This window comes from Nocardia sp. NPDC058114 (genome assembly GCF_042884695.1).
In the GTDB taxonomy this organism is placed as follows: domain Bacteria; phylum Actinomycetota; class Actinomycetes; order Mycobacteriales; family Mycobacteriaceae; genus Nocardia.
Genome location: NZ_JBHVTK010000005.1, coordinates 438,702 through 465,233 on the forward strand (window position 1 = coordinate 438,702; position 26,532 = coordinate 465,233).

Sequence of the window (26,532 nt, forward strand, 5' to 3'; positions counted from 1 at the left end):
TGCACTGCCCAGGTGAGCAACACCACAGCGCGTCGCAGGCAGCGCCCGGCAAACCGGGCGCATCAACGCAGACCGGGCCCGGAAAACCGCCGGACCGGTAACATCGCGCCGAACGGTATGGATCACTTACCGGGAAGAATTTATTCCGCGTGCGCTCGTCTCTTCCAGGGCCGTGCGCACCGGCCGATGGTGGAGAGTTGATGCCGAGTTCGATCTCAGTGGATTCGCCCGCAGGTGGCGTCGCGTCGAGCGACAGTGAACCCGCGGTGCTGGTGTCCGACGTGCGCAAGTCGTTCGGCGATGTGCACGCTTTGCAGGGCATCAGTTTCCAGGCCGACAAGGCCAGTGTGCTGGGTATTCTCGGCCCCAACGGCGCGGGCAAGACCACCATGGTCAAGGTCCTGTCGACCCTGCTCCGTCCCGACTCCGGCACCGCCGTCGTCGCGGGGCACGACGTGCTCACCGATGCCGCGGGCGTGCGCCGCTCGATCATGATGACCGGCCAGTACGCCGCGCTCGACGAGAATCTGACCGGCCGGGAGAACCTCGAGCTGTTCGGTCGCCTGATGGGCCTGACCAAGTCGGCCGCCCGCAAGCGCGCCGAAGTGCTGCTCGAGGAATTCGACTTGGTGAGCGCGGGCAAGCGGGCCGTGCGCAACTACTCCGGCGGCATGCGCCGTCGCGTCGACATCGCCTGCGGGCTGGTGGTGCGGCCCGAGGTGGTGTTCCTCGACGAGCCGACCACCGGCCTCGACCCGCGCAGCCGCCAGGGCGTGTGGGATCTGGTGACCGCGCTCAAGAACCAGGGCATCACGGTGCTGCTGACCACGCAGTACCTCGAAGAGGCCGACGTGCTCAGCGACAACATCATCGTCATCGACAAGGGCACCGTCATCGCGGAGGGCACCGCCGACGAGCTCAAAGCCAAGACCGGCGGCAGCTTCTGCGAGATCGTGCCGCTCGACCCGAGCCGCGTCCCGCAGACCGTCAAGGCCCTCGGTGACCTGGTCCCGGCCGCCGTCGCCGCCGAGACCGACGGTGCCGACAAGGTGTCCATCCCGGCCCCCGACGGCGCCGCCACCCTCGCCGAGGCCCTGCGCAGGCTCGACGCCGCGGGCATCGACCTGGCCGACATCGCGCTGCGCAGGCCCTCGCTCGACGACGTGTTCCTGTCGATCACCGGCCACTCGGGCGGCCACTAGTGAGCGTGTCCACCCCCGCGGCGAACAGCTTGTTCGCCGAGCTTCCCGCTGTGCGCCCGAGCAGTTTCGCGCAGTGGCGCGCGCTGACCGGGCGCATCGTGCACACCATGGCCACCAAGGGCGAGCTGATCGTCGCGGTGCTCACTCCGCTCGTGGTGACCGTGGCCTTCTACCTGCCGTTGCGGTACGTGATGAAGGTCCAGGGCATCGACTACGCGCAGTACGTGATGCCGATCGTCGTGCTGCAGACGATGGCCATGACGATGATGTCGAACGCGCAGCTCGCGGCGTTCGAAGCGCTCACCGGGTTGAGCACTCGGTTGCAGACCATGCCGATCGGTTCGCTGGTGCCGCTGATGTCGCGCATCTGCGCGGGTCTGGTGCGGTCGGTCGTCTCCCTGATCGCGACTGTCGGGTACGGCTATGTGATCGGGTTCCGATTCACCGGCGGCTGGTTGCAGGCGCTCGCGTTCTGCGGATTCGCGCTGACCGTCGGCGTGGTGCTCACGCTCGGCGCCGACGCGCTCGGCAGCCTCACCAAGAACCCGGAGGCGCTCAGCCAGGCCCTCACGCTGCCGATTCTGATCTTCGGCATGATGTCGACCGGGTTCGTGCCCGAGGCCAGCTTCCCGTCGTGGGTGCGGCCGTTCGCGCGCAACCAGCCGATCTCGCAGTTCGCCCAGACCCTCAGCGATATGGCCGCGGGTCATCTGAGCTGGGCGGGCACGTGGGTGTCGCTGGTATGGCTCGGCGGACTGGCAGTTTTCTTCCTCCCACTGGCTGTGTGGGCGAGTGTGAGGCGATCATGACAACAATCGAGAAGACCTCGGTCGAGGAGGCCGCGGCCGACCTTCCGGTGGTGCACACCAAGCCGGAAGGTTCGGTGTCGGTGTGGTTCACCCACAGCCTGATCCAGACCAAGCGTCTGCTGATGGTGTGGTTGCGCGACCCGTCGACGACCATCCAGACCATCGCCTACCCGGCGGTGACCCTGCTGATGTTCCGGATCGTGCTCGGTGACTCGATCACCGCGGCCACCGGTGCCCCCAGCATCTACGGCCAGGCCGCGCTGCTCACCCTGGTCGCGGCCATGACCGGCGCGGTGGTGAGTGCCCTCGGGTTCAAGCGCGAGAAGGCTTCGGGGCTGCTCAGCCGGTTCTACACGATGCCGCTCAACAAGGCCTCGCTGCTGACCGGCCGACTGCTGGCCGAGATGCTGCGCATCCTGCTCACCACGCTGATCGTGCTGCTCGTCGCGGTGCCGCTCGGGTTCCTGTTCATGGAGGACCCGTTCGCCAATATCGCGCTGGTCCTGGTTCCGGTGCTGTTCGGCATCGGGTTCGCGGTGATGGTGACCGCGCTGGCCACGATCACCGAGGGCGTGATGCTGATCAGCCTCATCGGCATCCTCAACACGCTGCTGATGTTCTTCAACACCGGCTTCGTTCCCGTCTTCGCCTACCCGACCTGGTTGCAGGATGTGGTCGCCAATCAACCGATGAGCTGTGCCATCGATGCGATGAAGGGCCTGTCCTACGGTGGGCCGGTCGCTGAACCGCTGCTGAAGACCGTCGCCTGGACGGTCGGCATGGTCGCGGTCTTCGCCTACCCGGCGATCGTCGGCTACAAGAAGGCCGCCGAGTCGTCCTGAGCCCGGACCGCCTCGCTCCTGATCGCCGCCGCGAACGTCGTGGCGGCGATCAGTGCGTTATCGGCTGGGGTAGTCCGCGCCGGCGGGAGCGAAGGGGTAGTCGAGCCAGCGGTCGCGGTTGGTCCAGCCGACGAGGTCGTAGCGCCAGCGGAACGGCCAGGTGTGGGCCACGGTGTTGAACAGCACGGCGCCGAGGGCGGTGTAGTCGTCGTGGGCCGAGAGCAGGGCCCGCTGACCTCGTTCGGATTCGGTGAAGAAGGCGTCGAACATGGCGATCGACTGATCGGTGGTGAGCCGGCCGAGACCCCACAGACCACGCATGCGCATCCAGTAGACGGCCCTGGCCTGCCACGGCCAGAGGGCTCCGATCGGGTCCTCGCCTCGCTGCACCGCGGCGACGGCGGTGTCGGCCAGCGCCAGGGAGTCGGCCACGCTGTAGCCGGTGCACGGGTGCATCATCCCGCCGCGCGAGCCGAACGGCACCGCGATCGCCGTGCCCTTCTTCGGGGGCCGCTGATCCAGGGGATAGTGGGCGGCTTCGTGCGGTTCGTCGCCGGTGAGCTGGATACCGTGTGCCGCGAGTCTGTTCAGCGTGCGCTTGCGTAACTCGTGCTGCGGCATCCCGCCGCGTAGCCCGAGGCTCGTCTCCTCGAAGATCACCGTCCCGTCCCCGAGCGGTACCGCGTAGAGGAACGACGGCGGCTCGTCCGGGCCCGCCCCGTTCTCCGGCCGCCAGTCCAGCAGCAGCCCTTCACCTTCGGCGACCATCGGTGCCGCGGTCTGCGCGTCCACGAAGATCCCGTGCGCCGAGGCGGCCCTGCGCCGGCCCAACGTCGGCAGCCCCCGCGTATCGAACACCGCCCCCGCCGAGATCACCGTCCCGTCCGCGAGTTCCACCTCGTGCGCGTCCACCCGCCGCGCCCGATCCGCGAAGACGGTCGCGTCGTCCAGGGCCAACGCGGCGTGCAGCCCAGCCTTGGAGAGCACGCAATACGGCCGCTCGATCCGATGCTTGCCTGTGGTCCACACTGTCGGCGCCGCGATGCGCTGCGCGATCGCACTCGCGGGCAGCCACTGCGGCAGTTCGTCGATCCAGCAGGAGAAGGTCGGCGGAAACAGCCGCTCCGGCCGCGGATCCACCGCGGCCACCCGCAACCCGGCCACCGCGGCCCGATGCGCCAACCCCCGCCCGGCCGGCCCCAGCCCGACCACACAGATATCGAATTCCCGCACAACACTCACGTCCGCATTCAATCGGCCCCACCCATCGCCACGCAAGCATCAGTGACCCGGTCGTCACACCGCCTCGACGCCGCGATTCCTAGTCCTCCAAGGCCAGGGCCTGGCGCATGGTCAGGCGAGCTTGGGTCTGCATCAGCGAGCGGCGGTAGATCTTCTCGGCGATGACGACGATTCCGTAGGTGGCGATCGCCATCAGGGCGAGGGCGATGAAGGGTTCCCACCAGGCGGCGGTGCCGTCGGCCAGGCGGGCGGGCATGGCGACGATGGACATGATCGGGACGTAGGAGCCGATGACACGGGCGGTGCCGGTGAGGAAGATGCCCGCGAACAGCACGATCATGATGAGCAACCCGAGCGGAGTCGAGGTGGACTGGAGGTCTTCGCTGCGAGTGGCGAGCGCGCCCGCGACAGCCCACAGGCTCGCCAAGGCGAGGAAGCCGACGAGGAAGAAGACGATGAACCAGCCCGCGGCCCCGGCGATCTGGCCCAGCTGAGCACCCTTGCCGGTGACGGCCAACCCGATCAGCCCGGCACCGACGAACACGGCCAACTGCGCGAAGGCCAGCGCCGCGTTGCCCACGACCTTGCCGATCAGCAACTGCCGCAACGGAATCGCACTCGCCAGGATCTCCACGATCCGGTTCTGCTTCTCCTCGACCACGCTCTGCGCGATGGACATGCCGAACAACACCGACGCCATGTAGAAGAGGAACGCGAAGACGAACGAGATGCTCCTGGCGAGCCCGGGATCGATCGCGCCCTGCTCGAGCAAGCCGTAGGTCACGGTGGCACCGCGCCCCAATTCGTCGAGCGAAACGCCCGCGGCGGCGGCATTGCGCTGCAACGCGAGCTGCTGGGCGGCGGCGGTGATGTAGGTGGCCGCGGCGTCGTCCTCGGCGGTCTTGCCGATCAGCTGCCACCCGCTGGGTTCGGCGGGGACCAGGCCCACGTCGACCGCGTCCTCGCGCACCAGCTGCTCGACCGCGGCCCGGTCGGCGACGGGCCGTGCGGTGAAGCTGGTGTCGGTACCCGCGCCGGAGGCCAGGGTGTTCGCCGTTTCGAGCACGACAGAGGTGTCCGAACCGGCGACCGCCACATCGATCTTGTCGGGTCTGCTGCTGAGGAACCCGGTGAGAATCAGCGACGCGACGATCACCACGAGCGTCACCACCGTCGAGATGACGAAGTTGCGGTCACGCAGTTTCACCGCGATCTCCCGCGCGGCGACGATCCGCCACACGCCGTTCACGCGTCTGCTCGGCATGATCGGGCGCCCTCCGTGGCCACCTGAGCTACCGCCGCCAGGCGCTGAACTCTCATGCCGTCACCTCCCGGTAGATCTCGGCGACCGTCGGCCGCACCTCGGCGAACTCGCGCACCGAACCCCGCGACAGCGCCTCCTTCAGCACCCCGTCGGTGCCGCCGCCGTCGACCTCGAACAACACGCCCCGCCCGGTACTCTCGACCACCCGAACCCCCGGATACCCCCGCAACCACCCCGCATCGTCTTCGAGCACCAGCCGATACCGCGAGCCACCGGTGGACCGCAGCTCCTCGACCGAGCCCTGCCCGACCACCCGGCCCGCGGCGAGCACGACCAGCTGATCGCACAGCCGCTCCACCAGATCCAGCTGATGCGAGGAGAACAGCACCGGCACGCCCTGATCGGCGTACTCGCGCAGCAACTCCACCATCGAATCCACGGCCACGGGGTCGAGCCCGGAGAACGGTTCGTCCAGGATCAGCGCCGACGGCTGCGCGATCACCGCCGCCGCGATCTGGACGCGCTGCTGATTGCCCAGCGACAACGATTCGAGCTTGTCCTTGCCGCGCGTGCCCAGATCGAACCGCTCCAGCAGGCTTTCGGTACGCGCCTTGGCCTTGTCGGCGGGCAGTCCACGCAGGCGCGCCAGGTACACGAGCTGGTCGAGCACCGGCTGCTTGGGATAGAGCCCCCGCTCCTCGGGCATATAGCCGAACGAGCGCCGGTCCAGCTCGGTCACCGGCCGTCCGTCCCACCGCATCTCGCCGGACTGAACGGCCAAGACGCCCATGATCATTCGCATGGTGGTGGTCTTGCCCGCCCCGTTACCCCCGACGAACCCGGTCAGCGCACCGGGCAGGACGGCGAACGACACGTCGTCGACCGCCACGTTCTCCCCGAACCGCCGCGTCACATGGGCGACTTCCAACATCGAACTCCCCGTCCTTTGTTGCCTGGCCCACAACCGTACCGGTGCCGCGGTTCACGTGGCCGTGATCAGCGTGGCGACACCCAGGTGGTGATGTCGGCGTGCACGACCTCGATGCCGTCCTTGTCGTAGATCGAGACGGGGACCGTCAGTTCCTGGCCCTTGGTGATCGCGGCGAAGTCGGGGATCTCGTCGAGCTTCGCCACGGCGCGCAGCCCGGATTCCGCCTTGGCCAGGTACTGGACGTTCATCGACTTGGGGATCCAGCGGTGGGTGGTGGGGACGGTGGCCTCGCTGAGCATGCCCATCGCCACCTCGGCGAGATTGCAGGCCGCGATCGCGTGGAAGGTGCCGAGGTGGTTGTGGATGCCGAACCACTTCGGGGAGGTCACCTCGCAGACGCCGGGCTCGAGGCGGATCACCTGGGGGAGCACGGTGCCGAAGTAGGGGACCCGGGCGACCATGCCGAGCGAGAACAGCGCGTGCCCGATGCGATTGTCGGGCAGCTTCTTCCAGCCGCGGTAGGTCGCGGTTTCCTGTGTCATGAGCACTATCTTACTCAAAAGTAAGTTCTGCGGTAACCCTCCGGTGGTCAGGCGGGGCGACAAGCCAGCTACCATTCATCGGTACAGCCCAGCCGGCGGTGCGGTCGAGGTGGAAGCCCCCTGTGGGCGTGATCGATACCTCATGACCCCCGATTTGAAGGACGTCGTCGGCATGGTGCATACTGTTCGGGTTGCCTTGCGCAGGATCGACCGACTCCTCGGAGCGGATGGTCCGGGCAGGGGGAGCAGTAGTTTGTATCTCGCCGGTTCACCGGTGTGGATACGTTCGGTACCACGCACTTCCGACCGATGGTGAGCAGATGACCGGGGTCGGAGAATAAGCGTTAGGGCGACACGCCCGACCGCGTGGGCCGGAGAACCATGACAGATGAACAGCGGCGAGGACTAGGTAGTGCCTTTTGGTGCGCCCTGGTTGCGGGTCTTTCAGTGGGAAACCACGCTGAGGCGTCTTTCTTGTGTTCGGGCTGTGCAAATTGAGGGTGGTGCGGGAGTTCAGCTCCTGTGACCACGAAGGAAAGCGGAGAAAAGGACACTTAGCGTGGCGGGACAAAAGATCCGCATCAGGCTCAAGGCCTATGACCACGAGGCGATCGACGCGTCAGCGCGCAAGATCGTGGAAACGGTGACCCGCACCGGCGCCCGTGTGGTCGGGCCTGTGCCGTTGCCGACCGAGAAGAACATCTACTGCGTCATCCGTTCGCCGCACAAGTACAAGGACTCGCGCGAACACTTCGAGATGCGCACGCACAAACGCCTCATCGACATCCTCGACCCGACGCCGAAGACGGTGGACGCGCTCATGCGCATCGACCTCCCGGCCAGCGTCGACGTCAACATTCAGTGACGGGGACTCGAGACATGACTGACAACAAGAACCGGCCCGCAGCCGGCATCCTGGGCACCAAGCTCGGCATGACCCAGGTCTTCGACGAGAAGAACCGCGTCGTCCCGGTCACCGTCATCAAGGCGGGCCCGAACGTGGTCACCCAGATTCGTACCGTGGAGCGCGACGGCTATTCGGCCGTGCAGATCGCTTTCGGCGCCATCGACCCGCGCAAGGTGAACAAGCCGACTTCCGGCCAGTTCGCCAAGGCCGGTGTCACCCCGCGCCGCCACGTCACCGAGATCCGCGTCGCGGATGCCTCCACCTTCGAGATCGGCCAGGAACTCTCGGCTGATGTCTTCGAAGAGGGCACCTACGTCGACGTGACCGGAATCAGCAAGGGCAAGGGCTTCGCCGGCACCATGAAGCGTCACGGCTTCAAGGGCCAGGGCGCCTCGCACGGTGCGCAGGCTGTGCACCGTCGCCCGGGTTCCATCGGTGGCTGTGCCACTCCCGGCCGCGTGTTCAAGGGCATGCGCATGTCGGGTCGTATGGGTAACGACCGCGTCACCACGCAGAACCTCTCGGTTCACAAGGTCGACGCCGAGAACGGCCTGCTCCTGGTCAAGGGTGCTATCCCTGGCCGCAAGGGCAACGTCGTGATCGTCAAGAGCGCCGTGAAGGGTGGTGCGCACGCATGACCAGCCTCGACAAGAAGGCCAACCTGACGCTGACCGTTAAGGCCGCAGGCGGCAAGACCGAAGGCACCGTCGAGCTCCCCTCGGAGATCTTCGACGTGACCGCCAACGTCGCGCTGATGCACCAGGTCGTCATCGCTCAGCTGGCCGCCGCTCGCCAGGGCACCCACTCCACGAAGACTCGTGGCGAGGTCTCCGGTGGTGGCAAGAAGCCGTACCGCCAGAAGGGCACCGGCCGCGCCCGTCAGGGCTCGACCCGTGCGCCGCAGTTCGCCGGCGGTGGCACCGTCCACGGCCCGCAGCCGCGTGACTACAGCCAGCGGACCCCCAAGAAGATGAAGGCCGCCGCCCTGCGCGGTGCCCTCTCCGACCGGGCCCGCAACGAGCGCATCCACGTGATCACCGAACTGGTCGCGGGTCAGAACCCGTCGACCAAGACCGCCAAGGACTTCCTGGCCGAGCTCTCGGGCCGCAAGAAGTTCCTGGTCGTCGTCGGCCGCGAGGACGTCGCCGCGTGGAAGAGCGTGGCGAACCTGCAGAACGTGCTGCCGATCGCCCCGGATCAGCTCAACACCTACGACGTGCTCAACAGCGACGACGTGGTGTTCAGCGTCGAGGCCCTGAACGCTTTCGTTCACGGTCCCGCCGAGGCGGCCCAGGAGGAGAGCAAGTGAGCACCATCGCCGACCCCCGCGACATCCTGCTCGCACCGGTCATCTCGGAGAAGTCCTATGGGCTGATCGAGGAAGGCACCTACACCTTCCTGGTGCACCCGGATTCGAACAAGACGCAGATCAAGATCGCCGTTGAGAAGGTTTTCGGCGTCAAGGTCACCAGCGTCAATACCGCCAACCGTCAGGGCAAGCGCAAGCGGACCAAATTCGGTTACGGAAAGCGCAAGGACACCAAGCGCGCACTCGTGACCCTCTCGGCCGATAGCAAGCCCATCGAGATCTTCGGAGGACCGGTCGCGTAAGCGCCTGGGACTCCAGAAAGCGAGAAGAACTCATGGCAATCCGTAAATACAAGCCGACAACGCCGGGCCGTCGTGGCTCCAGCGTCTCGGACTTCGCCGAGATCACCCGGTCGACGCCGGAGAAGTCGCTGCTGCGCCCGCTCACCAAGTCCGGTGGTCGTAACGCGCACGGTCGCATCACCACGCGTCACCGCGGTGGCGGTCACAAGCGTGCCTACCGTCTGATCGACTTCCGTCGGCTGGACAAGGACGGCATCCCGGCCAAGGTCGCTCACATCGAGTACGACCCCAACCGCACCGCCAACATCGCACTGCTGCACTTTGCCGACGGCGAGAAGCGCTACATCATCGCGCCGAAGGGCATCAAGCAGGGCAGCCCGATCGAGTCCGGCCCCACGGCCGACATCAAGCCGGGTAACAACCTGCCGCTGCGCAACATCCCGACCGGTACCACGATTCACAACGTGGAGCTGCGTCCGGGCGGCGGCGCCAAGATGGCTCGTTCCGCCGGAATGAGCATTCAGCTGCTGGGCAAGGAAGGGCCGTACGCGACCCTTCGTATGCCTTCGGGTGAAATCCGCCGTGTCGACGTGCGCTGCCGCGCCACCGTCGGCGAGGTCGGCAACGCCGAGCAGTCGAACATCAACTGGGGCAAGGCCGGCCGTATGCGCTGGAAGGGCCGTCGTCCTACCGTCCGTGGTGTCGTGATGAACCCGGTCGACCACCCGCACGGTGGTGGTGAGGGTAAGACCTCCGGTGGTCGCCACCCGGTCTCCCCGTGGGGTCAGCCTGAGGGCCGCACCCGCAAGCCCAACCGCCCGAGCGACAAGCTCATCGTTCGCCGTCGTAAGACCGGCAAGAAGCGCTAAGGAGGAGGTAAGAAATGCCACGCAGCCTCAAGAAGGGCCCGTTCGTCGACGACCACCTCCTCGCGAAGGTGGACGTGCAGAACGAAAAGGGCACGAAGCAGGTCATCAAGACCTGGTCGCGTCGCTCGACCATCATCCCCGATTTCATCGGGCACACTTTCGCCGTCCACGACGGTCGCAAGCACGTGCCGGTGTTCATCTCGGACAACATGGTCGGCCACAAGCTCGGTGAGTTCGCGCCGACCAGGACGTTCAAGAGCCACGTCAAGGACGACCGGAAGAGCAAGCGGCGATGACTGAAACCATTCAGAACCCGACTGCACGCGCAACCGCCAAGCACGTTCGGGTCACCCCGATGAAGGCCCGTCGAGTCGTGGACCTGGTCCGCGGCAAGAGCGTCGAGGACGCGCTGGCGATCCTGCGGTTCGCACCGCAGGCTGCCAGCGAGCCCGTGGCCAAGGTCGTGGCTTCGGCCGCGGCGAACGCCGAGAACAACCTCGGCCTCAACCCGGCCACCCTGGTCATCTCGACTGCTTTTGTCGACGAGGGCGCCACCATGAAGCGTTTCCAGCCGCGGGCCCAGGGCCGTGCGTTCCGGATTCGTAAGCGCACCAGCCACATCACCATCGAGGTCGAGAGCGTGCCCACCACCGGCGCTGCCACTCGTAGCCGCCGGAAGGGAGGGGCAAAGTAAATGGGACAGAAAATTAACCCCCATGGCTTCCGCCTCGGTATCACCACCGACTGGAAGTCGCGTTGGTACGCGGACAAGCAGTACGCGGAATACGTGAAGGAAGACGTTCAGATCCGCAAGCTCCTCGCCACTGGCATGGAGCGGGCAGGCATCTCGAAGGTCGAGATCGAGCGCACCCGTGATCGCGTCCGTGTGGATATCCACACCGCGCGTCCCGGCATCGTGATCGGTCGTCGTGGCGCGGAAGCCGACCGCATCCGCGCCGAGCTGGAGAAGCTCACCAAGAAGCAGGTTCAGCTGAACATCCTCGAGGTCAAGAACCCCGAGTCGGATGCGCAGCTGGTTGCTCAGGGTGTGGCCGAGCAGCTGTCCAACCGTGTGGCGTTCCGTCGTGCGATGCGTAAGGCCATTCAGTCGGCCATGCGTTCGCCGAACGTCAAGGGCATCCGTGTGCAGTGCTCGGGCCGCCTCGGTGGCGCCGAAATGTCGCGCTCGGAGTTCTACCGTGAAGGTCGTGTTCCGCTGCACACGCTGCGTGCGGACATCGACTACGGCCTCTACGAGGCCAAGACCACCTTCGGTCGCATCGGTGTGAAGGTCTGGATCTACAAGGGTGACATCGTCGGTGGTCGTCGTGAACTGACCGCCGCCGCCGCTGCTCCGGAGCGCCCGCGTCGCGAGCGTCCGAGCCGCCCTCGTCGGTCCGGCGCCACTGGCACCACCGCGACCAGCACCGAGGTCGGTCGCGCCGCCACTGCAGTGGCGGAGGCTCCGGCAGAGAACAAGGAGGGCTGACGCATGCTGATGCCCCGTCGCGTCAAGCACCGCAAGCAGCACCACCCCGGTCGCTCGGGCATGTCCAAGGGCGGCACCGCGGTGGCCTTCGGTGAGTACGGCATCCAGGCTCTCGAGCCCGCCTACGTCACCAACCGTCAGATCGAGTCGGCGCGTATCGCAATGACCCGCCACATCAAGCGTGGCGGCAAGATCTGGATCAACATCTACCCCGACCGCCCGCTCACGAAGAAGCCGGCCGAAACCCGCATGGGTTCCGGTAAGGGTTCGCCGGAGTGGTGGGTCGCGAACGTGAAGCCCGGTCGGGTCATGTTCGAGATGTCTTACCCCAACGAGGAGACCGCTCGTGAGGCCCTGCGCCGCGCGATGCACAAGCTCCCGATGAAATGCAGGATCGTGACCAGGGAGGAGCAGTTCTGATGGCTACCGAAACACCGGCCGCAGAGCTCCGTGAGCTCAACGAAGAAGAGCTCGTGGCACGCCTGCGCGAGTCGAAGGAAGAGCTGTTCAACCTGCGCTTCCAGATGGCGACGGGTCAGCTCGACAACAACCGTCGACTGCGCGTCGTCCGCCACGAGATCGCGCGCATTTACACGGTCATGCGTGAGCGCGAGCTCGGCCTGGCCACGGCGCCCGCTGGCAAGGGAGATGCGGCATGAGCGAGAACACCGAAGAGCGCAACAGCCGCAAGGTACGCAGCGGCTACGTTGTCTCCGACAAGATGAACAAGACGATCGTCGTCGAGCTGGAAGACCGTCACCGGCACAAGCTCTACGGCAAGATCATTCGCACCACCTCCAAGGTGAAGGCGCATGACGAGAACGAGATCGCCCACGTCGGCGACCACGTTCAGCTGATGGAGACCCGTCCGCTGTCGGCCACCAAGCGCTGGCGTCTGGTCGAGGTCCTGGAGAAGGCCAAGTAAGGTCCCTCCTCGATCCATCGAGATCGTTTGTACGAAGGCCCGTTTCCCTTTTGGGAAGCGGGCCTTCGTCGTTCGACGACCCGATGCCGTCACATGACAAAGGCCCGCTCCCGGTGTGGGGGCGGGCCTTTGCGGTATGGGCCGGGTCAGCCGGTGAAGGCGTAGGGCTGGCGGATCTTGTGGGCGAATTCGACGATGTTGGTGACCGTGCTGCTGGGGACGCCGACTTCGCTGCCAATGCTGCGGGCCGACCAGGACTGGTCGGTGAGTTCGAGGATCTCTTCGATCTGGTCGAGGGTCAGGCGCAGGGGGCTGCGGTGGGCGATGCGGCGGGCCAGGGCGCGGACCTCGGTGTCTTCGTCGAAGTCGAAGTCGTCGGGGGCCGGGAGATCGTCGTCGTCTTCGTCGGGGACGTCCAGGTCGACCGGGTCCGGTACCGCGGGCTCGTCGAGATCGGCAGCGGGGATTGTTGTCGGGTGCGAGACGGCTGCCGTCGGCGCTGAGGTCGAGGCGGTGGTGTCTGTCCGCTCGGGGACTGGGGCGGTGGATTCGGCCGGCTCTGGGGTGGGCTCGGTGTGTGGTGCGGGCGCCGGCTGCAAGGCCAGTTGCTCGCCGGGTTCGGCGGTGAGGGTCAGTTGCTCCGGCTCCGCGGCGGGGGGCTGGGGATCGTTGTGCACCGTTACCGGATCGGTGATCGGTGGAGTGTCGCCATCAGGGTCACGGGCGACGGTGCCGGCGTGCATCGTCGCCTCGGGAACCGGGTCGGTACCGGTCGCTTCGCCCGCAGGGGAGTGCGCGGCGGCGGTGACCGGTATTCGCCGCAAGGTCGCGCCGACCCCAGTGGTCCGGCCGACGTGCTCGGTGCCGTTGCGGCGATGGTCGGCGGCCGCCTTGTGGATGAGTTCGAGGGTGCCGGGGGCGCTCGGCTTGTCGGCGGACGGGCGGCGCAGGCCGTGCGGGTAGGTGCGTTCGGCCGACGGCGCTGCGATGCCCTCGGCCGCTGCGACCAGCGGCGCCGAGGTATCGCGAACCACCGGCTCCGAGACGATCGGCTGGTCGAGGCTGTCGGCGGGGTTCGCCTGCTCGGAAGCCGCGGCGGTCTCGAAAGCCGTTCCGGTTGTGGTGGAGATCAATTCGTCGGTGCCTGCGGCGGACGCTGTTTTCACGGCGGCGAACTCGGTCGCCTCGGTCGCGACGTCCGCGGCCTCGTGCCCGCCGAATGTCGCGGCAGTCGCGACGTCGGTGGGGGTCGCGGTTGCACGGAGGTCGTGTTTCGCCGCCGAATGCGGAGCGGTCGAGCTGACGACAGCCGGGTCGATCAGCGGTGATCGGAGTTCGGGCGCGACTGCGATCCTCAGAGTGTGCCCGAGCGCCCGCCTGTCGGCGGCGAGGGAGTCGGCCGCCTGCTGCGGGAACGCAGGAGAAGCCATCCGTTCGGATGCGGAATACCCGGCGTCCCCTGGCAATTCGACGGAGGCGCTCTCGATCAACATCGCGTACCGAGCCGAGACCCACGCGTGCAACCAGATCACCACACCCACCATCACCGGGGCGATGGCGAATTCGGCTGCGCGACCGAAGGATCCGGCGGCCAGGTGGGGGCCCGCGTTTAAGGCGATGGTGGTGCCGAGCAGGGCGAGTTCGAACACGATTACCTTGCCGCGTTCCAACTCACGCCCCCAGCGGGCCGCGGTGGTCGCGGTGACCATGATGACGATGATCGGGATCGAGATCATCGCCTCGATGCCGTAGCTGAGCCAGTACAGCGGGTCGCTCATGTCGCCGCTCGGCACGAGATTGCGTTGCACGTTGACCCCGGCCCACACCATGCCGAGAACGACGACCCCGATCAGCGCGCGCGATGACCATTCCGACCGCCGGTACAGCTGGGCCAGGCGCGCGTCGGCGCTCGACACCCGTCGTCGTGCGGCCAGCGCCTTGCGATGCCAGCGCGCGTCGGCTTCGTCGGTGCGGCGGATGAGGGCGCTGGTGCGGCGGTCGCGTTGTTCGGCGGCGAGCTCGTCGCCCACGGCGCGCCGACGCTGTGTGCGCCGCTGCGTGCGAATCCATTCGGCCAGTTCCCGTTCGGCGCGGATCTCGTCGTCGGAGAGCGCGTCGTAGAGGGCCGTGTCGTGTTGGAGGGGGAGCTTGTCGCGGGCTGTGGCGACCTGCTGGGCGAGCGCCGTGATCTCGGTGTTCGGCGCGATCGCGGCATTCTCGCTCAACCGATCGTCGGACATGTCGCGCCTTCCGCCACTCGAACATATGGACTATCGAACATATGTGTGATTGCCAGAGAGCGTAAACGCCGACCGTGCCCCGGTCAACGACAACGAGTCGATTCCGCCGAATCCCCGGCGGCGACACGCCGGAATTCAGGAATCGGTGTCGCCGTCGAGCAGCCGTTTCTCATACGACGCGCGGCTCGACGATCCGGCCACCGCCGCAACCTGATTCGGTACCGTTCGCCGCAAGACGAAGTCGCGCAACCACTGTGGCAGCGCACCGGACAGACCGAGTAGCGGCCCGAGATGCGCGGGCAATGTCACCTCGAATCGCGGCCGTGCGACAACCTCGAGCACTGCCGTGGCGACATCGCTGGGCTGAAGCAATTGTGCTGCGCCGGTATCGGTTCCGACCGCCAATTCGGTTTCGACCACCCCGGGCATGATCGCCGTCAACCGCACGCCGCTCCCGCGCAATTCCTCGCGAACCGCTGTCAGATACCCGAGCACTCCGTGTTTGGTCGCGGCGTAGGTCGCTTCACCGGCGGGGGAGACCTTGGACGCGATCGACGCGATGGTGACGATGTGCCCGCGCCCGCGTGTCCGCATTGCAGGCGCCGCCAGTCGCACCCCGCGGATCACTCCGTGCAGATTCACCGCGAGCATGCGCGCGGTCGCGCTGTCGGGTTCGGCATCGAACGACCCGACCCACATCACCCCGGCATTGTTGACGAGCACGTCGATCGGTCCGAGGATCGCCTCGGTGACGGCGAGAAAGTCATGAAACGACCGCTCGTCGGTCACATCGAGTTCGCACCCGTGCACAGTTCCCGGCAGCCCGGCCGCGGCCGCGCGCGCCGCGCTGCCCGACAGGTCACCGAGACACACCCGAGCCCCCGCGCCTGCGAACTGCCGCGCGATCTCCAGCCCGATCCCAGCGGCACCGCCGGTCACCGCGACGACCCTGCCGGTGTGCGTACGTTTCATGGCGGACATGCCCTCTCGGTGGAAACCGCTACATCTGGCATGTTGTCATGCCAGAAATTGTCGCCAGTATTCCACGCCATCACAACGCGGCGATAGCCTCAGCGCTGACTTCTGGACACTCGATCACCAGGCGCCTGCTGCGTTCGACTGATGCACAACACTCGGCTGACAGCGCGGCGCTCAACTGCCCAGCTCGGGTCGGCTTCAGCGCAGGGCTGTGTGCCAGACGACGGCGGCGGCGAGTGCGCCCGCGCCGTTGAGCGACCAGTGCAGGGCGATGGGTGCGAGAAGGCTACCGCTGCGGCGGCGCAGCCAGGTGAACACGACGCCCGCGGCGGCCGTGGCCGCTACGGCGAGTGCTATCCCGGCCATTTGGCCGAGCACGCCGCCGCCGACGATGCTGGACAGTCCCTTGTTGCCGGAGGTGAGGCCGAACGAAGACGCGATGTGCCAGAGGCCGAACATCAGCGAGCCGGCGGCGAAGAGACCGCGGACACCGAGGACCCGGTCGAGTGTGCCGTGCAGTACCCCGCGGAAGGCGAGTTCTTCGGGGATCACCGTCTGCAGCGGGATCACGATCATCGACGCGATCAGTGCGCCCGAGATCGTGGCGTAGCGATCGGCGAGGAAGAACGGCCTGGTGAGCGGCAAGAGAGCGCCGATCGCGACCGCGGTGAGCACGATCCCGACGGCACCGAGCGCGTACACCGTGCCGCGCTTCCAGTGCCTGGGTGACAGCCCGAGTTCCGCCCAGCCCAGCCCCCGCCTGCGCATCAGCGCCAAGAGCGCGAACGCCGCGACGGGAACGGTGACGATATTGGCCCACGCGGTCGTGAAGTGAGCGATCAGATTGGTGCCTGCCAGCACGACGACGACCACCGCGATATCGATGTAGGCATGGAGCTTCGGCGGGGAATCGGCGACGGCGGGTACGGGCACCCGACCGAGTGTACGGAAATATCACGAAACGAAAACGGTCCGGTGAATGCGCGAAAACCCGCTACCCCCGCGTTGAGCGGCCCGGAATGAGCCCACCAAGATCGACAGTCGGCGCGGTGCTGTGAGCTACTCGACAGCCGACCCGGACCATCCGGCCATATCGGTCCAGGCCTGCAACTCGCGCCGCGTCTCGAACCGTCGCGTGGCCCCGCTGATCGGATCCGTGAATTCGAGCGAGGCCGCCAGCAATTGCAACGGCCGCGTGTAATCGTCGACCGACTTATCGGTGATCACGGGGTAGAAATCGTCGCCGAGAATCGGCACGCCGAGCCCGTTCATATGCAGGCGCAGCTGATGGGTTCGCCCGGTGTGCGGGCGAAGGCGGTAGCGCCCGAGCCCGTCGCGGTGTTCGACCAGTTCGACCTCGGTCTCGGCATTGGGCTCGCCGTCCACCTCGAAAGCGGCGAGCACCTGCTTCTCCTTGATGATCCGGCTGCGCACGGTCCGCGGCAGCGCGAGCGCGGGATCGTAGGGCGCGATGGCCTCGTACTCCTTGCGCACGGTCTTGCGGTGGAACATCGTCTGATAGGCGCCGCGCCGGGCCGGATTCACCACGAACAGCAGCAGGCCCGCGGTGACCCGGTCCAGTCGGTGCGCCGGGATCAGGTCGGGCAGTTCGAGCTCGTTGCGCAACCGCACCAGCGCCGTTTGGAGAATGTGCTGACCGCGCGGGATCGTCGCCAGGAAGTGCGGCTTGTCGATCACGAGGATGTCGTCGTCGCGGTGCACGATCCCGATCTCGAACGGCACCTCGGTCTCGACGGGCAGATCGCGGTGGAACCAGACGGCGCCGCCCGGCACGAACGGCGCGTCGGGTCTCAGCGGACCTTCCAGATCCACGATCTCGCCCGCCACCAGCATCGCGTCGATCCTGGCCGGATCCACCCGCGGCAACCGCTCGACGAGGTGATCGCGCACGGTCGTCCACTGCCCGTCCTCCGGGAGCCGGAGTCGGGCGGGATCGAGGCCGTGCCGTTTCGGCAGCGGCGGCTGCTGCCTACGTCGCATAGGAAGAAGTGTTGTCGAGCCGGTGGAGCCGGCTGCTCTCGGCCCCTCGGAACCTGCTCGACGTCGTCGATCACGCGGTGCGTGTGGCCAGCCCGGGGTAGTCGATGATCAGACCCGACTCGTCGTAGTCCAGGGTGGCGTGGAAGTCGAATTCGGGAGCGCGGTAGTCGTAGCGCTGACCTACCCCGTCGGCGATCCGGCGATAGTGTTGCGGTAATCGGGCCGCGGTGAGGTCGGCGGCGCGCACATAGGCGGCGGGCGCGTCGGCACCGTCGCCGACCGCGAGCCCGAGGCGGTGCACCGGCAAGGCATTGGTGAACGCCGACGCCTCGAGATCGATATCGAGACACCCGTCGAGCTCGGGCGCGACCGTGCCGTCGACCTGCCAGCGCCCCAGCCCATCGGACTGCACGGTCACCGACCGCCTGCCCTCGGGATACCGTCCGACGATCTGCGCCGACCGGGTGTGCCAGCTCCCGTCGAGCCGCAGCCGGTAGTCGATCACCCAGGTGATCCCGTCCTCGACCGCCGTCGCGCACCCTTCGACGAGAACTCCGCGCGCATCGTCACGGAAATACGTGACCTCGAATCCGGTACGCGCGTCCCGGTGTAACCAGGCGGCCGAAGAGGGCAGCGGAGTGAACATGGGAAACGCATTCCCGCAATTCCGTCGCTCAATCGCTAACCTGCCCGCTGATCGAGCACCATCAGTTTCGCTTCGACGAGGACTTGACGCGCACGCCGTCGCACCCGGCACAGGTCGACGCTGCATTCGAGATGTATCTGCATCGCCCGATGCGCCTGTTCGGGCGACAGCTTTCCAGGGTCGGAATGGCAATCGGCGATTGCTGAAATGATTGACGTGACAAACATTTTCGTTCTCCCACCGCTACACGAGATCAAGAGGTAGGGAGGAAATTACGCCCGAAAGAGTGAATTGCCGACGGGTTGACGGGCAGTTCACACAACCTTCCCCGATCGTCCACAAGCACTCAACTTAGGCTAACCTACCTTTGGCGGAGTTGCCGCGGACAGGTCGAGAGGCGAGAACGATATGACGGTGCAGGTAGCGCCGCCGCCGGGGGCGGAGTCGGGGAACCGGCTGCCCAAGGCGGCAGCGAAAGCGCAGAAGCAGCGGGAAGCGCTGGCGCGCAAGGATATTCTGGCACCGGTATCGGGGATGCTGACGGTGGCGAGCCTGATCGTCGCGCTCGCCTCGGTGTGCTCGGTGGTCCCGTTCCTGCTGATCGTGGCGGCCTGCCGTGAACTGCTGAACTCCCCGGTCGACACCGACCGGGTGTGGTGGCTGTTCGGCGCGGCCGTGATCGTGCTCGTCGTACGGGCGTTGCTCCAGGTCGTGGCACTGAGCTGGTCGCACGCGGTCGACGCCGGCTACCAGCTCACCCTGCGCAGGCTGCTCGCGGCCAAGCTCACCCGGGTGCCGCTCGGCTGGTTCGGCGAGCGCAGCTCCGGTGAGGTCAAAGGCTATCTGCGCGACGATGTCGACGCCCTGCATTTCCTGGTCGCGCACGCCCGCCTCGATTTCATCGGCGCGCTGGTGGTCCCGCTGGTCACCCTCGGCTACCTGTTCACCGTCGACTGGCGACTCACGCTGGTACTGATGATTCCGCTGATCGCCTACATGATCCTGTTCAGCAAGATCATGGACCGCGACGGCCGCGATCGCCTCGCGGTGTACACCCGGTGGGAGCGCCGCCTGTCCGCCGCCACGGTCGAGTTCGTCGACGGTATCCAGGTGGTCCGGGCGTTCGGTCAGGCGGGCAAGGCGCACAGGGAGTTCCAGGACGCCGTCGAAGGTCAGGTCCAGGCAGCGCATCGGATGAAGACGCCGATCATTCGCGTGCAGGCGGCCTCCGACATCGTGGTGATGCCCGTGTTCGTCATGCTGGTGGTGGTCCTCGGTGGTCTCGCCGGTGTGGGATTCGGCTGGGTGGACCCGCTCGATCTGCTGCCGTTCCTGCTGGTCGGGCTGGGTATCGGTAGTTCGCTGCTCGGCCTCGGCTACGGTTCGCAGGCCCTGCGCGCCGGTGGCGCCGCGGCCCTGCGCCTGCACGAACTCCTGCAGACCCCGGAACTGGAGATCGCCGAAACGCCCGCGGGCGCGCAGACCGGCATCGTGGGTTTCGAAGGCGTCGAGTTCGCCTACCGCACCGGCCACGACGTGCTGCGCGGCATCGACCTCGAACTGACCCCCGGCACCATCACCGCGCTGGTCGGCCCGAGCGGTTCCGGCAAGTCGACCCTGGCGAAGCTGCTGCCGCGCTTCTACGACGTGGGTGCGGGGCGAATCACCATCGACGGCCGCGATATTCGCGAATTCACCAGCGAAGAGCTCTATCGCACGGTCGGATTCGTGTTCCAGGACGTGCGCCTGATCCGCGGCACCATTCGCGAGAACCTCCTGCTGGCCCGCCCCGGCGCGGACACCGAGGCCATCGAACGCGCCACCAGGGCCGCTCAGATCCACGACCGGATCCTGGCGCTGCCCCGCGGCTACGACTCCGAGATCGGCGTCGACGCCACGCTGTCGGGCGGCGAGGCACAGCGGCTGTCGATCGCCCGCGCACTGCTGGCCGACACCCCGGTCCTCGTCCTCGACGAGGCGACCGCGTTCGCCGATCCCGAATCCGAGGCCGCGGTCCAGGACGCACTGGCGGCCCTGGTCGCCGGGCGCACGGTGCTGGTCATCGCGCACCGCCTGCACACCATCACCGGAGTCGATCGAATCCTGGTGCTGGACAACGGAACCCTGGTCGAACAGGGCACGCACGCGGAACTGCGGGCCGGCGGTGGCCTGTATCAGCGGCTGTGGGAGATCAACGAAGCTGCCCTCGGCGCGCTCGCCCTGGTGGAGGAAACACGATGATTCGCAAGGTTTTCCGGCTCGTCCCCGACGAGTTCGCCCCCCTGATCTCGCGGCTGCTCGGCGTGATCGTAGTGCAGGCGCTGTGCCAGGCCATCGCGTATCTGCTGCTGGTTCCGGTGCTGGAAGCGCTGTTCGGTGACGATCTCAGCGGCGCGTGGCTGTGGGCGCTCGGCATGGCCGTCGCCGTGGCCGGTGTGGTCGTCTTCGGTTACCTGCAGGCCGTGATCGGTCTGCGGATCGGCCTCGGCATGCAGCGCGGTCTGCAGACCCGGCTCGGCGATCAGCTCAACGCGTTGCCGCTGGGCTGGTTCGAAGATCGTGACGCGGGCCCACTCTCGCGGGTGATGGTCGAGCAGGTGCGCGAAATGCAGGGCCTGATCGCCTATCTGCTCACCAAGGTGCTCACCGGCGTCATCGTGCCGCTGGTCGTCGCGATCGGGATGCTGTTCATCGACTGGCGCGTGGGCGTGGCGATGTTGCTCGCCGCACCGGTGCTCTACCTGGTGAACAATCTCGCCAATCGCGCCTACACCGGCGCCGACGCCCGGCTGCACGCCGCCGCGGCCGAGGCCGACTCGCGGGTGGTGGAGTTCGCGCAGGCCCAGCCGGTGCTGCGCGCGTTCGGTGCGGTCGGCGCGGGGAACAAGAAGCTGGATTCGGCACTGGTGCGGCAACGTTCGGCCGTGCTGAAGATGATGGTCGCGACCGTGCCGGGGCTGACCGTGTTCGCGCTGTTCGTGCAGGCCGTGTTCCTGGTGCTCGCGTATATCGCGGTCGTCCAGGTGACCGATGGCGCGATCTCGGCCGCCGCGGCCATCGCGCTGATCGCGGTGAGCGCGCGCTTCATCGAACCGGTGAACCAGGCCGCCCAGTTGGGTACGGCCCTGCGCTCGGCCGCCGCGGCCGCCGACCGCATCACCGACCTGCTCGCCGAATCACCCCTGCCCGCCGCGACCGAACCGGTCACTCCCGGTGCGCCCGCGGTGGTCTTCGACGAGGTGAGCTTCGGCTACCGCCCCGGCGAACCGGTCCTGTCGGACCTGACCTTCACCGTCCCCGCCGGCACCACCACCGCCATCGTCGGACCCAGTGGTTCCGGCAAGACCACCCTGCTGCGCTTGGCCGCCCGCTTCTACGATGTCGATTCCGGCGCGGTCTCGGTGGGCGAACACGATGTGCGCAGGCAACCTTCGGACACCCTGCTCGACCAGCTCTCGCTGGTCTTCCAGAACGTCTACCTGTTCAACCGCTCGGTCGCCGACAACATCCGCATCGGCAAGCCCGACGCCACCGACGACGAGCTGCACCGCGCGGCGGTGGCGGCCAGGGTCGACGAGATCGTCGATCGCCTCCCGGACGGTTTCGACACCACCGTCGGCGAAGGCGGCACCTCGCTGTCGGGCGGTGAGCGTCAACGGGTTTCGATCGCTCGCGCCCTGCTCAAGGACGCCCCGATCGTCCTGCTCGACGAGGCGACCAGTGCGCTGGACCCGCACAGCGAGGCCGTGGTGGTTCGTGGCATCCACGAACTCACCAGGGACAAGACGGTTCTCGTCGTGGCGCACCGTCTCTCGACGATCGCCCATGCCGACCAGATCCTCTTCCTGGACAGGGGCCGGATCGCCGAACGTGGTACGCACGCGGAACTGCTCGCGCTGAACGGTCGCTACGCCGCGTTCTGGAACGAGCGCGAGCGGGCAACCGGCTGGCGTCTGGAGCCGGTCTCCGCGTAAACGCCAGGGCCTCGGCGGTGTCGCGACACCGCCGAGGCTTCTCGGCCCGCCCGCCTCTGGACTGAGTGGAGGGTGCGACGAAGGAGTGCCCGGAGGGAGGGAAGAGGTGGGGAACAGGGCCGAGAAGTGCGGCGCCAGCCGCTTGTGTTACTGGTGGTAGGTGGAGAGGAATTCGCCGATCCTGCCGATGATCTGGTCGAGCTCATCGGCTTGCGGCAGGGTGACGATGCGGAAGTGGTCGGGGGAGGGCCAGTTGAAGCCGGTGCCCTGCACGACGTGAATCTTGGTGGCCAGCAACAGGTCCAGCACGAACTTCTCGTCGTTGTCGATCCGGTAGGTCGCGCGGTCGAGCTTGGGGAAGGCGTAGAGCGCGCCCTTCGGCTTCACACAGGACACGCCCGGAATCGCGTTGAGGGCGGTCCACGCCCGATCGCGCTGTTCGAGTAGTCGACCACCGGGCAGGGTGAGTTCGTGGATGCTCTGGTGCCCGCCCAGCGCCGCCTGCACAGCCTGCTGTGCGGGAACATTCGCGCACAGCCGCAGTCCCGACAGCATCGTCAGGCCCTCGAGGTAGCTCTCGGCATGGCGGGTCGGGCCGGAGACGGTGAGCCAGCCGGACCGGAAACCGGCGAGCCGGTAGGCCTTGGACAAGCCGTTGAACGTCAGACACAGCAGGTCGGGCGCGAGCGAGGCGGTGACGGTGTGGGCGACGTCGTCGTAGAGGATCTTGTCGTAGATCTCGTCGGAGCAGACGATCAGATTGTGCTGGCGGGCGAGTTCGAGCATCTGCTCGAGCACCTCGGTCGGATACACCGCGCCCGTCGGATTGTTCGGGTTGATGATCACGATGGCGCGCGTGCGGTCGGTGATCTTGGCGGCGATGTCGGCGATGTCGGGATACCAGTCGGCGCTCTCGTCGCACAGGTAGTGCACCGCCTTACCGCCGTTGAGATGCACGGCGGCGGTCCACAGCGGGAAATCGGGTGCGGGGACGAGGACTTCGTCGCCGTTCTCGATGAGCGCGGTCATCGCCATCATGATGAGTTCGGACGCGCCGTTGCCGAGGAAGACGTTTTCGATATCGAGGTCGTCGACGCCGCGGCCCTCGTAGTACTGCACCACCGCGCGCCGGGCGGGCAGCAACCCCTTGGAGGTCGCGTAGCCCGCCGACGACGGCAGGTTGGCGATGATGTCGCGCAGCAGCTCCGATGGTGCGTCGAAGCCGAACTGCATCGGGTTACCGGTATTGAGTTTGATCACCCGGTGTCCCTCGACCTCGAGTCGAGCGGCGTGCTCGGCTATCGGGCCGCGGATCTCATAGGAAACATTCGCGAGCTTGCTCGACTGTTTGAACTGCATGTCGGCTCCCCACCGTGATACGGACGGAGCTCGCCACAGTACTCGCCGGGTTCCGGCGCACGCACCGCGGCAGTTCAGAAGCCGCGCAGGCGGTCCGGGGCGACACGGATCGGCACCGAGTAGGCTTCGAAGAATTCCGATTGGGTCATCTTGATGTCGACGAAGCCCCTGGTGTATTTCCTTGCGTAGTGGGCGATCTCGTCTTCGGTGGGCGCTTCGTTCACGCGTGCCGTGCCGGTGAAGACGGCGACCTCGCCACCGCTGTCGGTGGCGTTGAAGTTGAGCGCGACCCGCGGATTGTGCGCGAGGTGCCGCAGCTTCTTGGCCTCGGGCATGGTGAAGATGAGGAACTCGTCGTTCTCCCAGTGAAACCACACCGGGTTCGGCTGCGGGGTGGTGTCCGCGCCGATGGTGGTCAACCAGATCACGTGTTCCTCGGCCAGTCGCTTGCCGACCTCTTCGCCGAAGGGGGTAGCGGCATCGAGAATGGACACGGTGCTCTCCTCGCAGGCAGGGGACAACTTCCACCCCCACCCTCGCCGAAATCCTGTCGGCCCGCCACCCGCCTCGCGGGCTGTCGCGGAACCGGTTCGCTTACTTCCAGTAGGCCTGCGCCTTGATCGAGGTCTTGGGCAGGGCGTGCTGGGTCTTGAGGGACTTCACGATCGAGCGGGTGGTGTGGCCGTCGCAGGTGACCCAGCCGTAAGTGCCAGGGACGCAGGTGATTTCCTGCGCGGCCTCGCGCAGCAGGCGGCCGTCGTCGACGCGCTGGAGCCAGGTGAGGGTGTGGTGGGGCTTGTTGTTGACCGGGATGGTCTTGTCGGACTCGTACTGCCATTCCAGCCAGACTCGCGCGGGGGTGTCGCCGATGGCGTCGAGCAGCGAGTTGATGGCGGGCAGCGAGGCGGTGTCGCCGAAGATGACGTACTCGCTCGGGGTCTGCTCCGGGAGCTGGAAGTCCGAGCCGAGCACGGTGGCGTCGAGCAGGTCGCCCGGCTTCGCGCGGCGGGCCCAGTCGGCCGCCGGACCGTTGTGCAGAGCGAAATCTATGCTCATCGTGTCTTCGTCGGGGTTCTGGTCGACCAGCGTGTAGCCGCGGTGGTGCAGCTTGTCGCTGGTCGCGTCGGGGATCCACAGGCGGATCCACTGGGTGGGGTGCACCGGGTGGTCGGCGAGCAGGCCGCCCGCGGTGAAGCCGATGCGGATGAACTTGTCGGTGATCTCCTCGTTGGAGGTCACTGTCAGCCGGTAGTCGGCGCCGCCCCAGGCCTTGGTTATCAGACCGTTCAATCCCTTACCCATGTTCGTTAGGTTAGCCTAACGACACTTGTTTGTCTGCTCCGGTGGTTAAATAAGGTAAGCCTATGCAAATATGGGCTGGTGCGTGAGAGAGTGGAGAACGAACCGGTGGATACCCTCCTGGTAGTCGGTGCTGGGCCGAAAGCCCTTGCGGTGGCGACTAAATCACACGTTCTGCGCTCCCTCGGGATGCCCGCTCCGCGCGTGGTCGTGGTCGAGGCGCATGCCGTCGGCGGCAACTGGCTGCCCACCGGCGGCTGGACCGACGGGCAGCACCGGCTGGGCACCAGCCCCGAGAAGGACGTCGGCTTCCCGTACCACTCCACCTGGGCGCGCGGGCGCAACCGCGATATCGATCACGCGATGGCCGCGTTCAGCTGGACCACGTTCCTGATCGAACACGGCACCTATGCCGAGTGGATCGACCGCGGCAGGCCGAGTCCGCAACACCATGTGTGGGCCAAGTACCTGCAGTGGGTCGCGAAGTCCATCGACCTAGAGCTGGTGCTCGGTCGGGTGGACAAGATCGGTCACGGCGACGGTGAGCAGTGGCAGGTCGACGTGGTCGACGCCGACGGCGCGCAGAGCCGGCTCACCGCCGACGGCCTGATGATCACCGGCCCCGGCCGCAGCAGCCGCGCTCTCCTCGACCATCCCCGTGTGCTCAGCATCGCCGAATTCTGGGACCGGGCAGGCAAACGCACGCTGCCCGCCGCCTCCCGCGCCGCGGTGATCGGTGGCGGCGAGACCGGCGGTTCGGCGCTGGACGAGCTGGTTCGCCACGAGATGCTCACCATCTCGGTGATCTCGCCGCTGGCCACCCTCTACACCCGTGGCGAGAGCTTCTTCGAGAACTCGCTGTTCAGCGACCCTGTGAAGTGGGCGGCGCTGAGCATCCAGGAACGGCGCGACGTGATCCGGCGCACCGACCGCGGGGTGTTCTCGGTGCGTGTGCAGGAAAGTCTGTTGGGCGACAACCGCGTTCATCACCTGCAGGGGCGGGTCACCAAGATCGCGCCGCAGGGCGAATCACTGGCCTTGACGCTGAGCAACGAGTTGCGCGCCGACCAGGTCCACAACTTCGACCTGGTGGTGGATGCCACCGGTGGTCAGCCGCTGTGGTTCCTCGAGATGTTCGATCAGCGGACCGCGGATCGGCTCGAGCTCGCCGTTGGCGGTGCGTTGACGCAGTCGCGGATCGAGTCGTCGATCGGCTACGACCTGGCGGTCACCGGGCTCGGCGGCAAGCTCTATCTGCCCAATATGGCCGCGATGGCGCAGGGGCCGGGGTTCCCGAACCTCAGTTGCCTCGGCGAACTTTCGGACCGGGTGCTGCAAACGGTGCCTGCTCGGGCGCGGGCTGCCGCCATCGCGCGCTGAGTGCACACAAAAGAGCCCCCTC

Annotated in this window: 29 protein-coding genes; 17 read left to right on the forward strand and 12 right to left on the reverse strand. The window is 66.9% G+C overall.

What is annotated here, in order from left to right; all coding sequences use genetic code 11:
- The first annotated feature begins 200 nt into the window (after positions 1–200).
- From ACFVVI_RS21430 to ACFVVI_RS21440, 3 genes are read left to right on the forward strand one after another with little or no spacing between them, the layout of a single operon-like run.
- Positions 201–1,202 carry an ATP-binding cassette domain-containing protein gene (locus ACFVVI_RS21430; RefSeq protein WP_378993707.1) on the forward strand — a complete coding sequence of 334 codons (1,002 nt, stop codon included), beginning with the start codon at positions 201–203 and terminating at the stop codon, positions 1,200–1,202.
- A gap of 5 nt (positions 1,203–1,207) precedes the next feature.
- Positions 1,208–2,011, forward strand: a complete 804-nt coding sequence (locus ACFVVI_RS21435) for an ABC transporter permease (RefSeq protein WP_378993705.1) — start codon at positions 1,208–1,210, stop codon at positions 2,009–2,011.
- Positions 2,008–2,853: an ABC transporter permease gene (locus ACFVVI_RS21440; RefSeq protein WP_378993703.1), complete on the forward strand. Its 846-nt coding sequence runs from the start codon at positions 2,008–2,010 to the stop codon at positions 2,851–2,853. The genes ACFVVI_RS21435 and ACFVVI_RS21440 overlap by 4 nt, the downstream gene beginning before the upstream one ends.
- 57 nt (positions 2,854–2,910) lie before the next feature.
- Here the strand turns inward: ACFVVI_RS21440 and ACFVVI_RS21445 are convergent, their stop codons facing one another.
- The 4 genes from ACFVVI_RS21445 to ACFVVI_RS21460 form a co-directional block, all read right to left on the reverse strand.
- A complete protein-coding gene (locus ACFVVI_RS21445) occupies positions 2,911–4,095 on the reverse strand; it encodes a lycopene cyclase family protein (protein WP_379312951.1) in 1,185 nt (394 codons plus the stop codon).
- Positions 4,096–4,174: 79 nt separating this feature from the next.
- Positions 4,175–5,359: an ABC transporter permease gene (locus ACFVVI_RS21450; protein WP_387446459.1), complete on the reverse strand. Its 1,185-nt coding sequence runs from the start codon at positions 5,357–5,359 to the stop codon at positions 4,175–4,177.
- A 52-nt stretch (positions 5,360–5,411) separates the two neighbouring features.
- The gene (locus tag ACFVVI_RS21455; protein ID WP_387446461.1) at positions 5,412–6,290 is read right to left on the reverse strand and encodes an ABC transporter ATP-binding protein; all 879 of its coding nucleotides are present in this window, start codon (positions 6,288–6,290) and stop codon (positions 5,412–5,414) included.
- A 65-nt stretch (positions 6,291–6,355) separates the two neighbouring features.
- Positions 6,356–6,832 (reverse strand): hotdog fold domain-containing protein, encoded by a 477-nt coding sequence (locus ACFVVI_RS21460; protein ID WP_378993695.1) that lies wholly within the window; start codon positions 6,830–6,832, stop codon positions 6,356–6,358.
- A gap of 559 nt (positions 6,833–7,391) precedes the next feature.
- Here ACFVVI_RS21460 and rpsJ point away from each other — a divergent pair.
- From rpsJ to rpsQ, 11 genes are read left to right on the forward strand one after another with little or no spacing between them, the layout of a single operon-like run.
- Positions 7,392–7,697: a 30S ribosomal protein S10 gene (rpsJ, locus tag ACFVVI_RS21465; protein WP_040804197.1), complete on the forward strand. Its 306-nt coding sequence runs from the start codon at positions 7,392–7,394 to the stop codon at positions 7,695–7,697.
- A gap of 14 nt (positions 7,698–7,711) precedes the next feature.
- Positions 7,712–8,377, forward strand: a complete 666-nt coding sequence (gene rplC / locus ACFVVI_RS21470) for a 50S ribosomal protein L3 (RefSeq protein WP_071926407.1) — start codon at positions 7,712–7,714, stop codon at positions 8,375–8,377.
- Positions 8,374–9,048, forward strand: coding sequence for a 50S ribosomal protein L4 (gene rplD / locus ACFVVI_RS21475; RefSeq protein WP_378993692.1), 675 nt, complete (start codon positions 8,374–8,376; stop codon positions 9,046–9,048). The genes rplC and rplD overlap by 4 nt, the downstream gene beginning before the upstream one ends.
- The gene (gene rplW / locus ACFVVI_RS21480; RefSeq protein WP_067448314.1) at positions 9,045–9,350 is read left to right on the forward strand and encodes a 50S ribosomal protein L23; all 306 of its coding nucleotides are present in this window, start codon (positions 9,045–9,047) and stop codon (positions 9,348–9,350) included. Before rplD ends, rplW begins: the two co-directional genes overlap by 4 nt.
- Before the next feature lie 32 nt (positions 9,351–9,382).
- Complete coding sequence (gene rplB / locus ACFVVI_RS21485) at positions 9,383–10,219, forward strand: 50S ribosomal protein L2 (RefSeq protein WP_056818484.1); 837 nt, start codon at positions 9,383–9,385, stop codon at positions 10,217–10,219.
- 14 nt (positions 10,220–10,233) lie between these two features.
- Positions 10,234–10,515, forward strand: coding sequence for a 30S ribosomal protein S19 (gene rpsS / locus ACFVVI_RS21490; RefSeq protein WP_056818481.1), 282 nt, complete (start codon positions 10,234–10,236; stop codon positions 10,513–10,515).
- Positions 10,512–10,913, forward strand: coding sequence for a 50S ribosomal protein L22 (gene rplV, locus ACFVVI_RS21495; protein ID WP_067448312.1), 402 nt, complete (start codon positions 10,512–10,514; stop codon positions 10,911–10,913). The genes rpsS and rplV overlap by 4 nt, the downstream gene beginning before the upstream one ends.
- Positions 10,914–11,708 carry a 30S ribosomal protein S3 gene (gene rpsC / locus ACFVVI_RS21500; protein ID WP_266296840.1) on the forward strand — a complete coding sequence of 265 codons (795 nt, stop codon included), beginning with the start codon at positions 10,914–10,916 and terminating at the stop codon, positions 11,706–11,708.
- A gap of 3 nt (positions 11,709–11,711) precedes the next feature.
- Positions 11,712–12,128 carry a 50S ribosomal protein L16 gene (gene rplP, locus ACFVVI_RS21505; RefSeq protein WP_266296839.1) on the forward strand — a complete coding sequence of 139 codons (417 nt, stop codon included), beginning with the start codon at positions 11,712–11,714 and terminating at the stop codon, positions 12,126–12,128.
- Positions 12,128–12,367: a 50S ribosomal protein L29 gene (rpmC, locus tag ACFVVI_RS21510; protein ID WP_056818473.1), complete on the forward strand. Its 240-nt coding sequence runs from the start codon at positions 12,128–12,130 to the stop codon at positions 12,365–12,367. Before rplP ends, rpmC begins: the two co-directional genes overlap by 1 nt.
- Positions 12,364–12,633 (forward strand): 30S ribosomal protein S17, encoded by a 270-nt coding sequence (gene rpsQ / locus ACFVVI_RS21515; protein WP_056818470.1) that lies wholly within the window; start codon positions 12,364–12,366, stop codon positions 12,631–12,633. Before rpmC ends, rpsQ begins: the two co-directional genes overlap by 4 nt.
- A gap of 146 nt (positions 12,634–12,779) precedes the next feature.
- Here rpsQ and ACFVVI_RS21520 read toward each other — a convergent pair whose 3' ends face one another.
- The 5 genes from ACFVVI_RS21520 to ACFVVI_RS21540 form a co-directional block, all read right to left on the reverse strand.
- Entirely contained in the window at positions 12,780–14,873 is a 2,094-nt protein-coding gene (locus ACFVVI_RS21520; protein WP_387446465.1) for a hypothetical protein, read from the reverse strand.
- A gap of 135 nt (positions 14,874–15,008) precedes the next feature.
- Entirely contained in the window at positions 15,009–15,845 is an 837-nt protein-coding gene (locus ACFVVI_RS21525; protein WP_378993721.1) for an SDR family oxidoreductase, read from the reverse strand.
- Between the two features lie 204 nt (positions 15,846–16,049).
- Entirely contained in the window at positions 16,050–16,784 is a 735-nt protein-coding gene (locus ACFVVI_RS21530) for a type II CAAX prenyl endopeptidase Rce1 family protein (protein WP_378993687.1), read from the reverse strand.
- Positions 16,785–16,910: 126 nt separating this feature from the next.
- Positions 16,911–17,852 carry an RluA family pseudouridine synthase gene (locus ACFVVI_RS21535; RefSeq protein WP_387446466.1) on the reverse strand — a complete coding sequence of 314 codons (942 nt, stop codon included), beginning with the start codon at positions 17,850–17,852 and terminating at the stop codon, positions 16,911–16,913.
- A 70-nt stretch (positions 17,853–17,922) separates the two neighbouring features.
- Positions 17,923–18,498, reverse strand: a complete 576-nt coding sequence (locus tag ACFVVI_RS21540; RefSeq protein ID WP_378993683.1) for a putative glycolipid-binding domain-containing protein — start codon at positions 18,496–18,498, stop codon at positions 17,923–17,925.
- Positions 18,499–18,906: 408 nt separating this feature from the next.
- On the opposite strand from ACFVVI_RS21540, the gene ACFVVI_RS21545 reads away from it, so the two are divergent.
- Positions 18,907–20,739, forward strand: coding sequence for an ABC transporter ATP-binding protein (locus ACFVVI_RS21545; protein ID WP_387446468.1), 1,833 nt, complete (start codon positions 18,907–18,909; stop codon positions 20,737–20,739).
- Complete coding sequence (locus ACFVVI_RS21550) at positions 20,736–22,472, forward strand: ABC transporter ATP-binding protein (RefSeq protein ID WP_387446469.1); 1,737 nt, start codon at positions 20,736–20,738, stop codon at positions 22,470–22,472. The genes ACFVVI_RS21545 and ACFVVI_RS21550 overlap by 4 nt, the downstream gene beginning before the upstream one ends.
- Before the next feature lie 147 nt (positions 22,473–22,619).
- Here ACFVVI_RS21550 and ACFVVI_RS21555 read toward each other — a convergent pair whose 3' ends face one another.
- From ACFVVI_RS21555 to ACFVVI_RS21565, 3 genes are all read right to left on the reverse strand, one after another.
- A complete protein-coding gene (locus ACFVVI_RS21555; protein ID WP_378632188.1) occupies positions 22,620–23,831 on the reverse strand; it encodes a pyridoxal phosphate-dependent aminotransferase in 1,212 nt (403 codons plus the stop codon).
- Between the two features lie 74 nt (positions 23,832–23,905).
- A complete protein-coding gene (locus ACFVVI_RS21560) occupies positions 23,906–24,325 on the reverse strand; it encodes a TIGR03667 family PPOX class F420-dependent oxidoreductase (RefSeq protein ID WP_387446470.1) in 420 nt (139 codons plus the stop codon).
- 100 nt (positions 24,326–24,425) lie between these two features.
- On the reverse strand, positions 24,426–25,133 hold the full coding sequence (locus ACFVVI_RS21565) for a siderophore-interacting protein (RefSeq protein WP_379316193.1): 708 nt from the start codon (positions 25,131–25,133) through the stop codon (positions 24,426–24,428).
- A gap of 105 nt (positions 25,134–25,238) precedes the next feature.
- Between ACFVVI_RS21565 and ACFVVI_RS21570 the strand changes: the two genes are divergently transcribed.
- Positions 25,239–26,510, forward strand: a complete 1,272-nt coding sequence (locus ACFVVI_RS21570) for a SidA/IucD/PvdA family monooxygenase (RefSeq protein WP_378993673.1) — start codon at positions 25,239–25,241, stop codon at positions 26,508–26,510.
- Positions 26,511–26,532: the final 22 nt, after the last annotated feature.

Coding starts and splice junctions, on each gene's coding strand:
- ACFVVI_RS21430 (WP_378993707.1), top strand. CDS start 201: ATGCCGAGTTCGATCTCAGTGGATTCGCCCGCAGGTGGCGTCGCGTCG.
- ACFVVI_RS21440 (WP_378993703.1), top strand. CDS start 2,008: ATGACAACAATCGAGAAGACCTCGGTCGAGGAGGCCGCGGCCGACCTT.
- ACFVVI_RS21450 (WP_387446459.1), bottom strand. CDS start 5,359: ATGCCGAGCAGACGCGTGAACGGCGTGTGGCGGATCGTCGCCGCGCGG.
- ACFVVI_RS21455 (WP_387446461.1), bottom strand. CDS start 6,290: ATGTTGGAAGTCGCCCATGTGACGCGGCGGTTCGGGGAGAACGTGGCG.
- ACFVVI_RS21460 (WP_378993695.1), bottom strand. CDS start 6,832: ATGACACAGGAAACCGCGACCTACCGCGGCTGGAAGAAGCTGCCCGAC.
- rplC (WP_071926407.1), top strand. CDS start 7,712: ATGACTGACAACAAGAACCGGCCCGCAGCCGGCATCCTGGGCACCAAG.
- rplD (WP_378993692.1), top strand. CDS start 8,374: ATGACCAGCCTCGACAAGAAGGCCAACCTGACGCTGACCGTTAAGGCC.
- rplB (WP_056818484.1), top strand. CDS start 9,383: ATGGCAATCCGTAAATACAAGCCGACAACGCCGGGCCGTCGTGGCTCC.
- rpsS (WP_056818481.1), top strand. CDS start 10,234: ATGCCACGCAGCCTCAAGAAGGGCCCGTTCGTCGACGACCACCTCCTC.
- rplV (WP_067448312.1), top strand. CDS start 10,512: ATGACTGAAACCATTCAGAACCCGACTGCACGCGCAACCGCCAAGCAC.
- rpsC (WP_266296840.1), top strand. CDS start 10,914: ATGGGACAGAAAATTAACCCCCATGGCTTCCGCCTCGGTATCACCACC.
- rplP (WP_266296839.1), top strand. CDS start 11,712: ATGCTGATGCCCCGTCGCGTCAAGCACCGCAAGCAGCACCACCCCGGT.
- rpmC (WP_056818473.1), top strand. CDS start 12,128: ATGGCTACCGAAACACCGGCCGCAGAGCTCCGTGAGCTCAACGAAGAA.
- rpsQ (WP_056818470.1), top strand. CDS start 12,364: ATGAGCGAGAACACCGAAGAGCGCAACAGCCGCAAGGTACGCAGCGGC.
- ACFVVI_RS21520 (WP_387446465.1), bottom strand. CDS start 14,873: ATGTCCGACGATCGGTTGAGCGAGAATGCCGCGATCGCGCCGAACACC.
- ACFVVI_RS21525 (WP_378993721.1), bottom strand. CDS start 15,845: ATGAAACGTACGCACACCGGCAGGGTCGTCGCGGTGACCGGCGGTGCC.
- ACFVVI_RS21535 (WP_387446466.1), bottom strand. CDS start 17,852: ATGCGACGTAGGCAGCAGCCGCCGCTGCCGAAACGGCACGGCCTCGAT.
- ACFVVI_RS21540 (WP_378993683.1), bottom strand. CDS start 18,498: ATGTTCACTCCGCTGCCCTCTTCGGCCGCCTGGTTACACCGGGACGCG.
- ACFVVI_RS21545 (WP_387446468.1), top strand. CDS start 18,907: ATGACGGTGCAGGTAGCGCCGCCGCCGGGGGCGGAGTCGGGGAACCGG.
- ACFVVI_RS21550 (WP_387446469.1), top strand. CDS start 20,736: ATGATTCGCAAGGTTTTCCGGCTCGTCCCCGACGAGTTCGCCCCCCTG.
- ACFVVI_RS21555 (WP_378632188.1), bottom strand. CDS start 23,831: ATGCAGTTCAAACAGTCGAGCAAGCTCGCGAATGTTTCCTATGAGATC.
- ACFVVI_RS21565 (WP_379316193.1), bottom strand. CDS start 25,133: ATGGGTAAGGGATTGAACGGTCTGATAACCAAGGCCTGGGGCGGCGCC.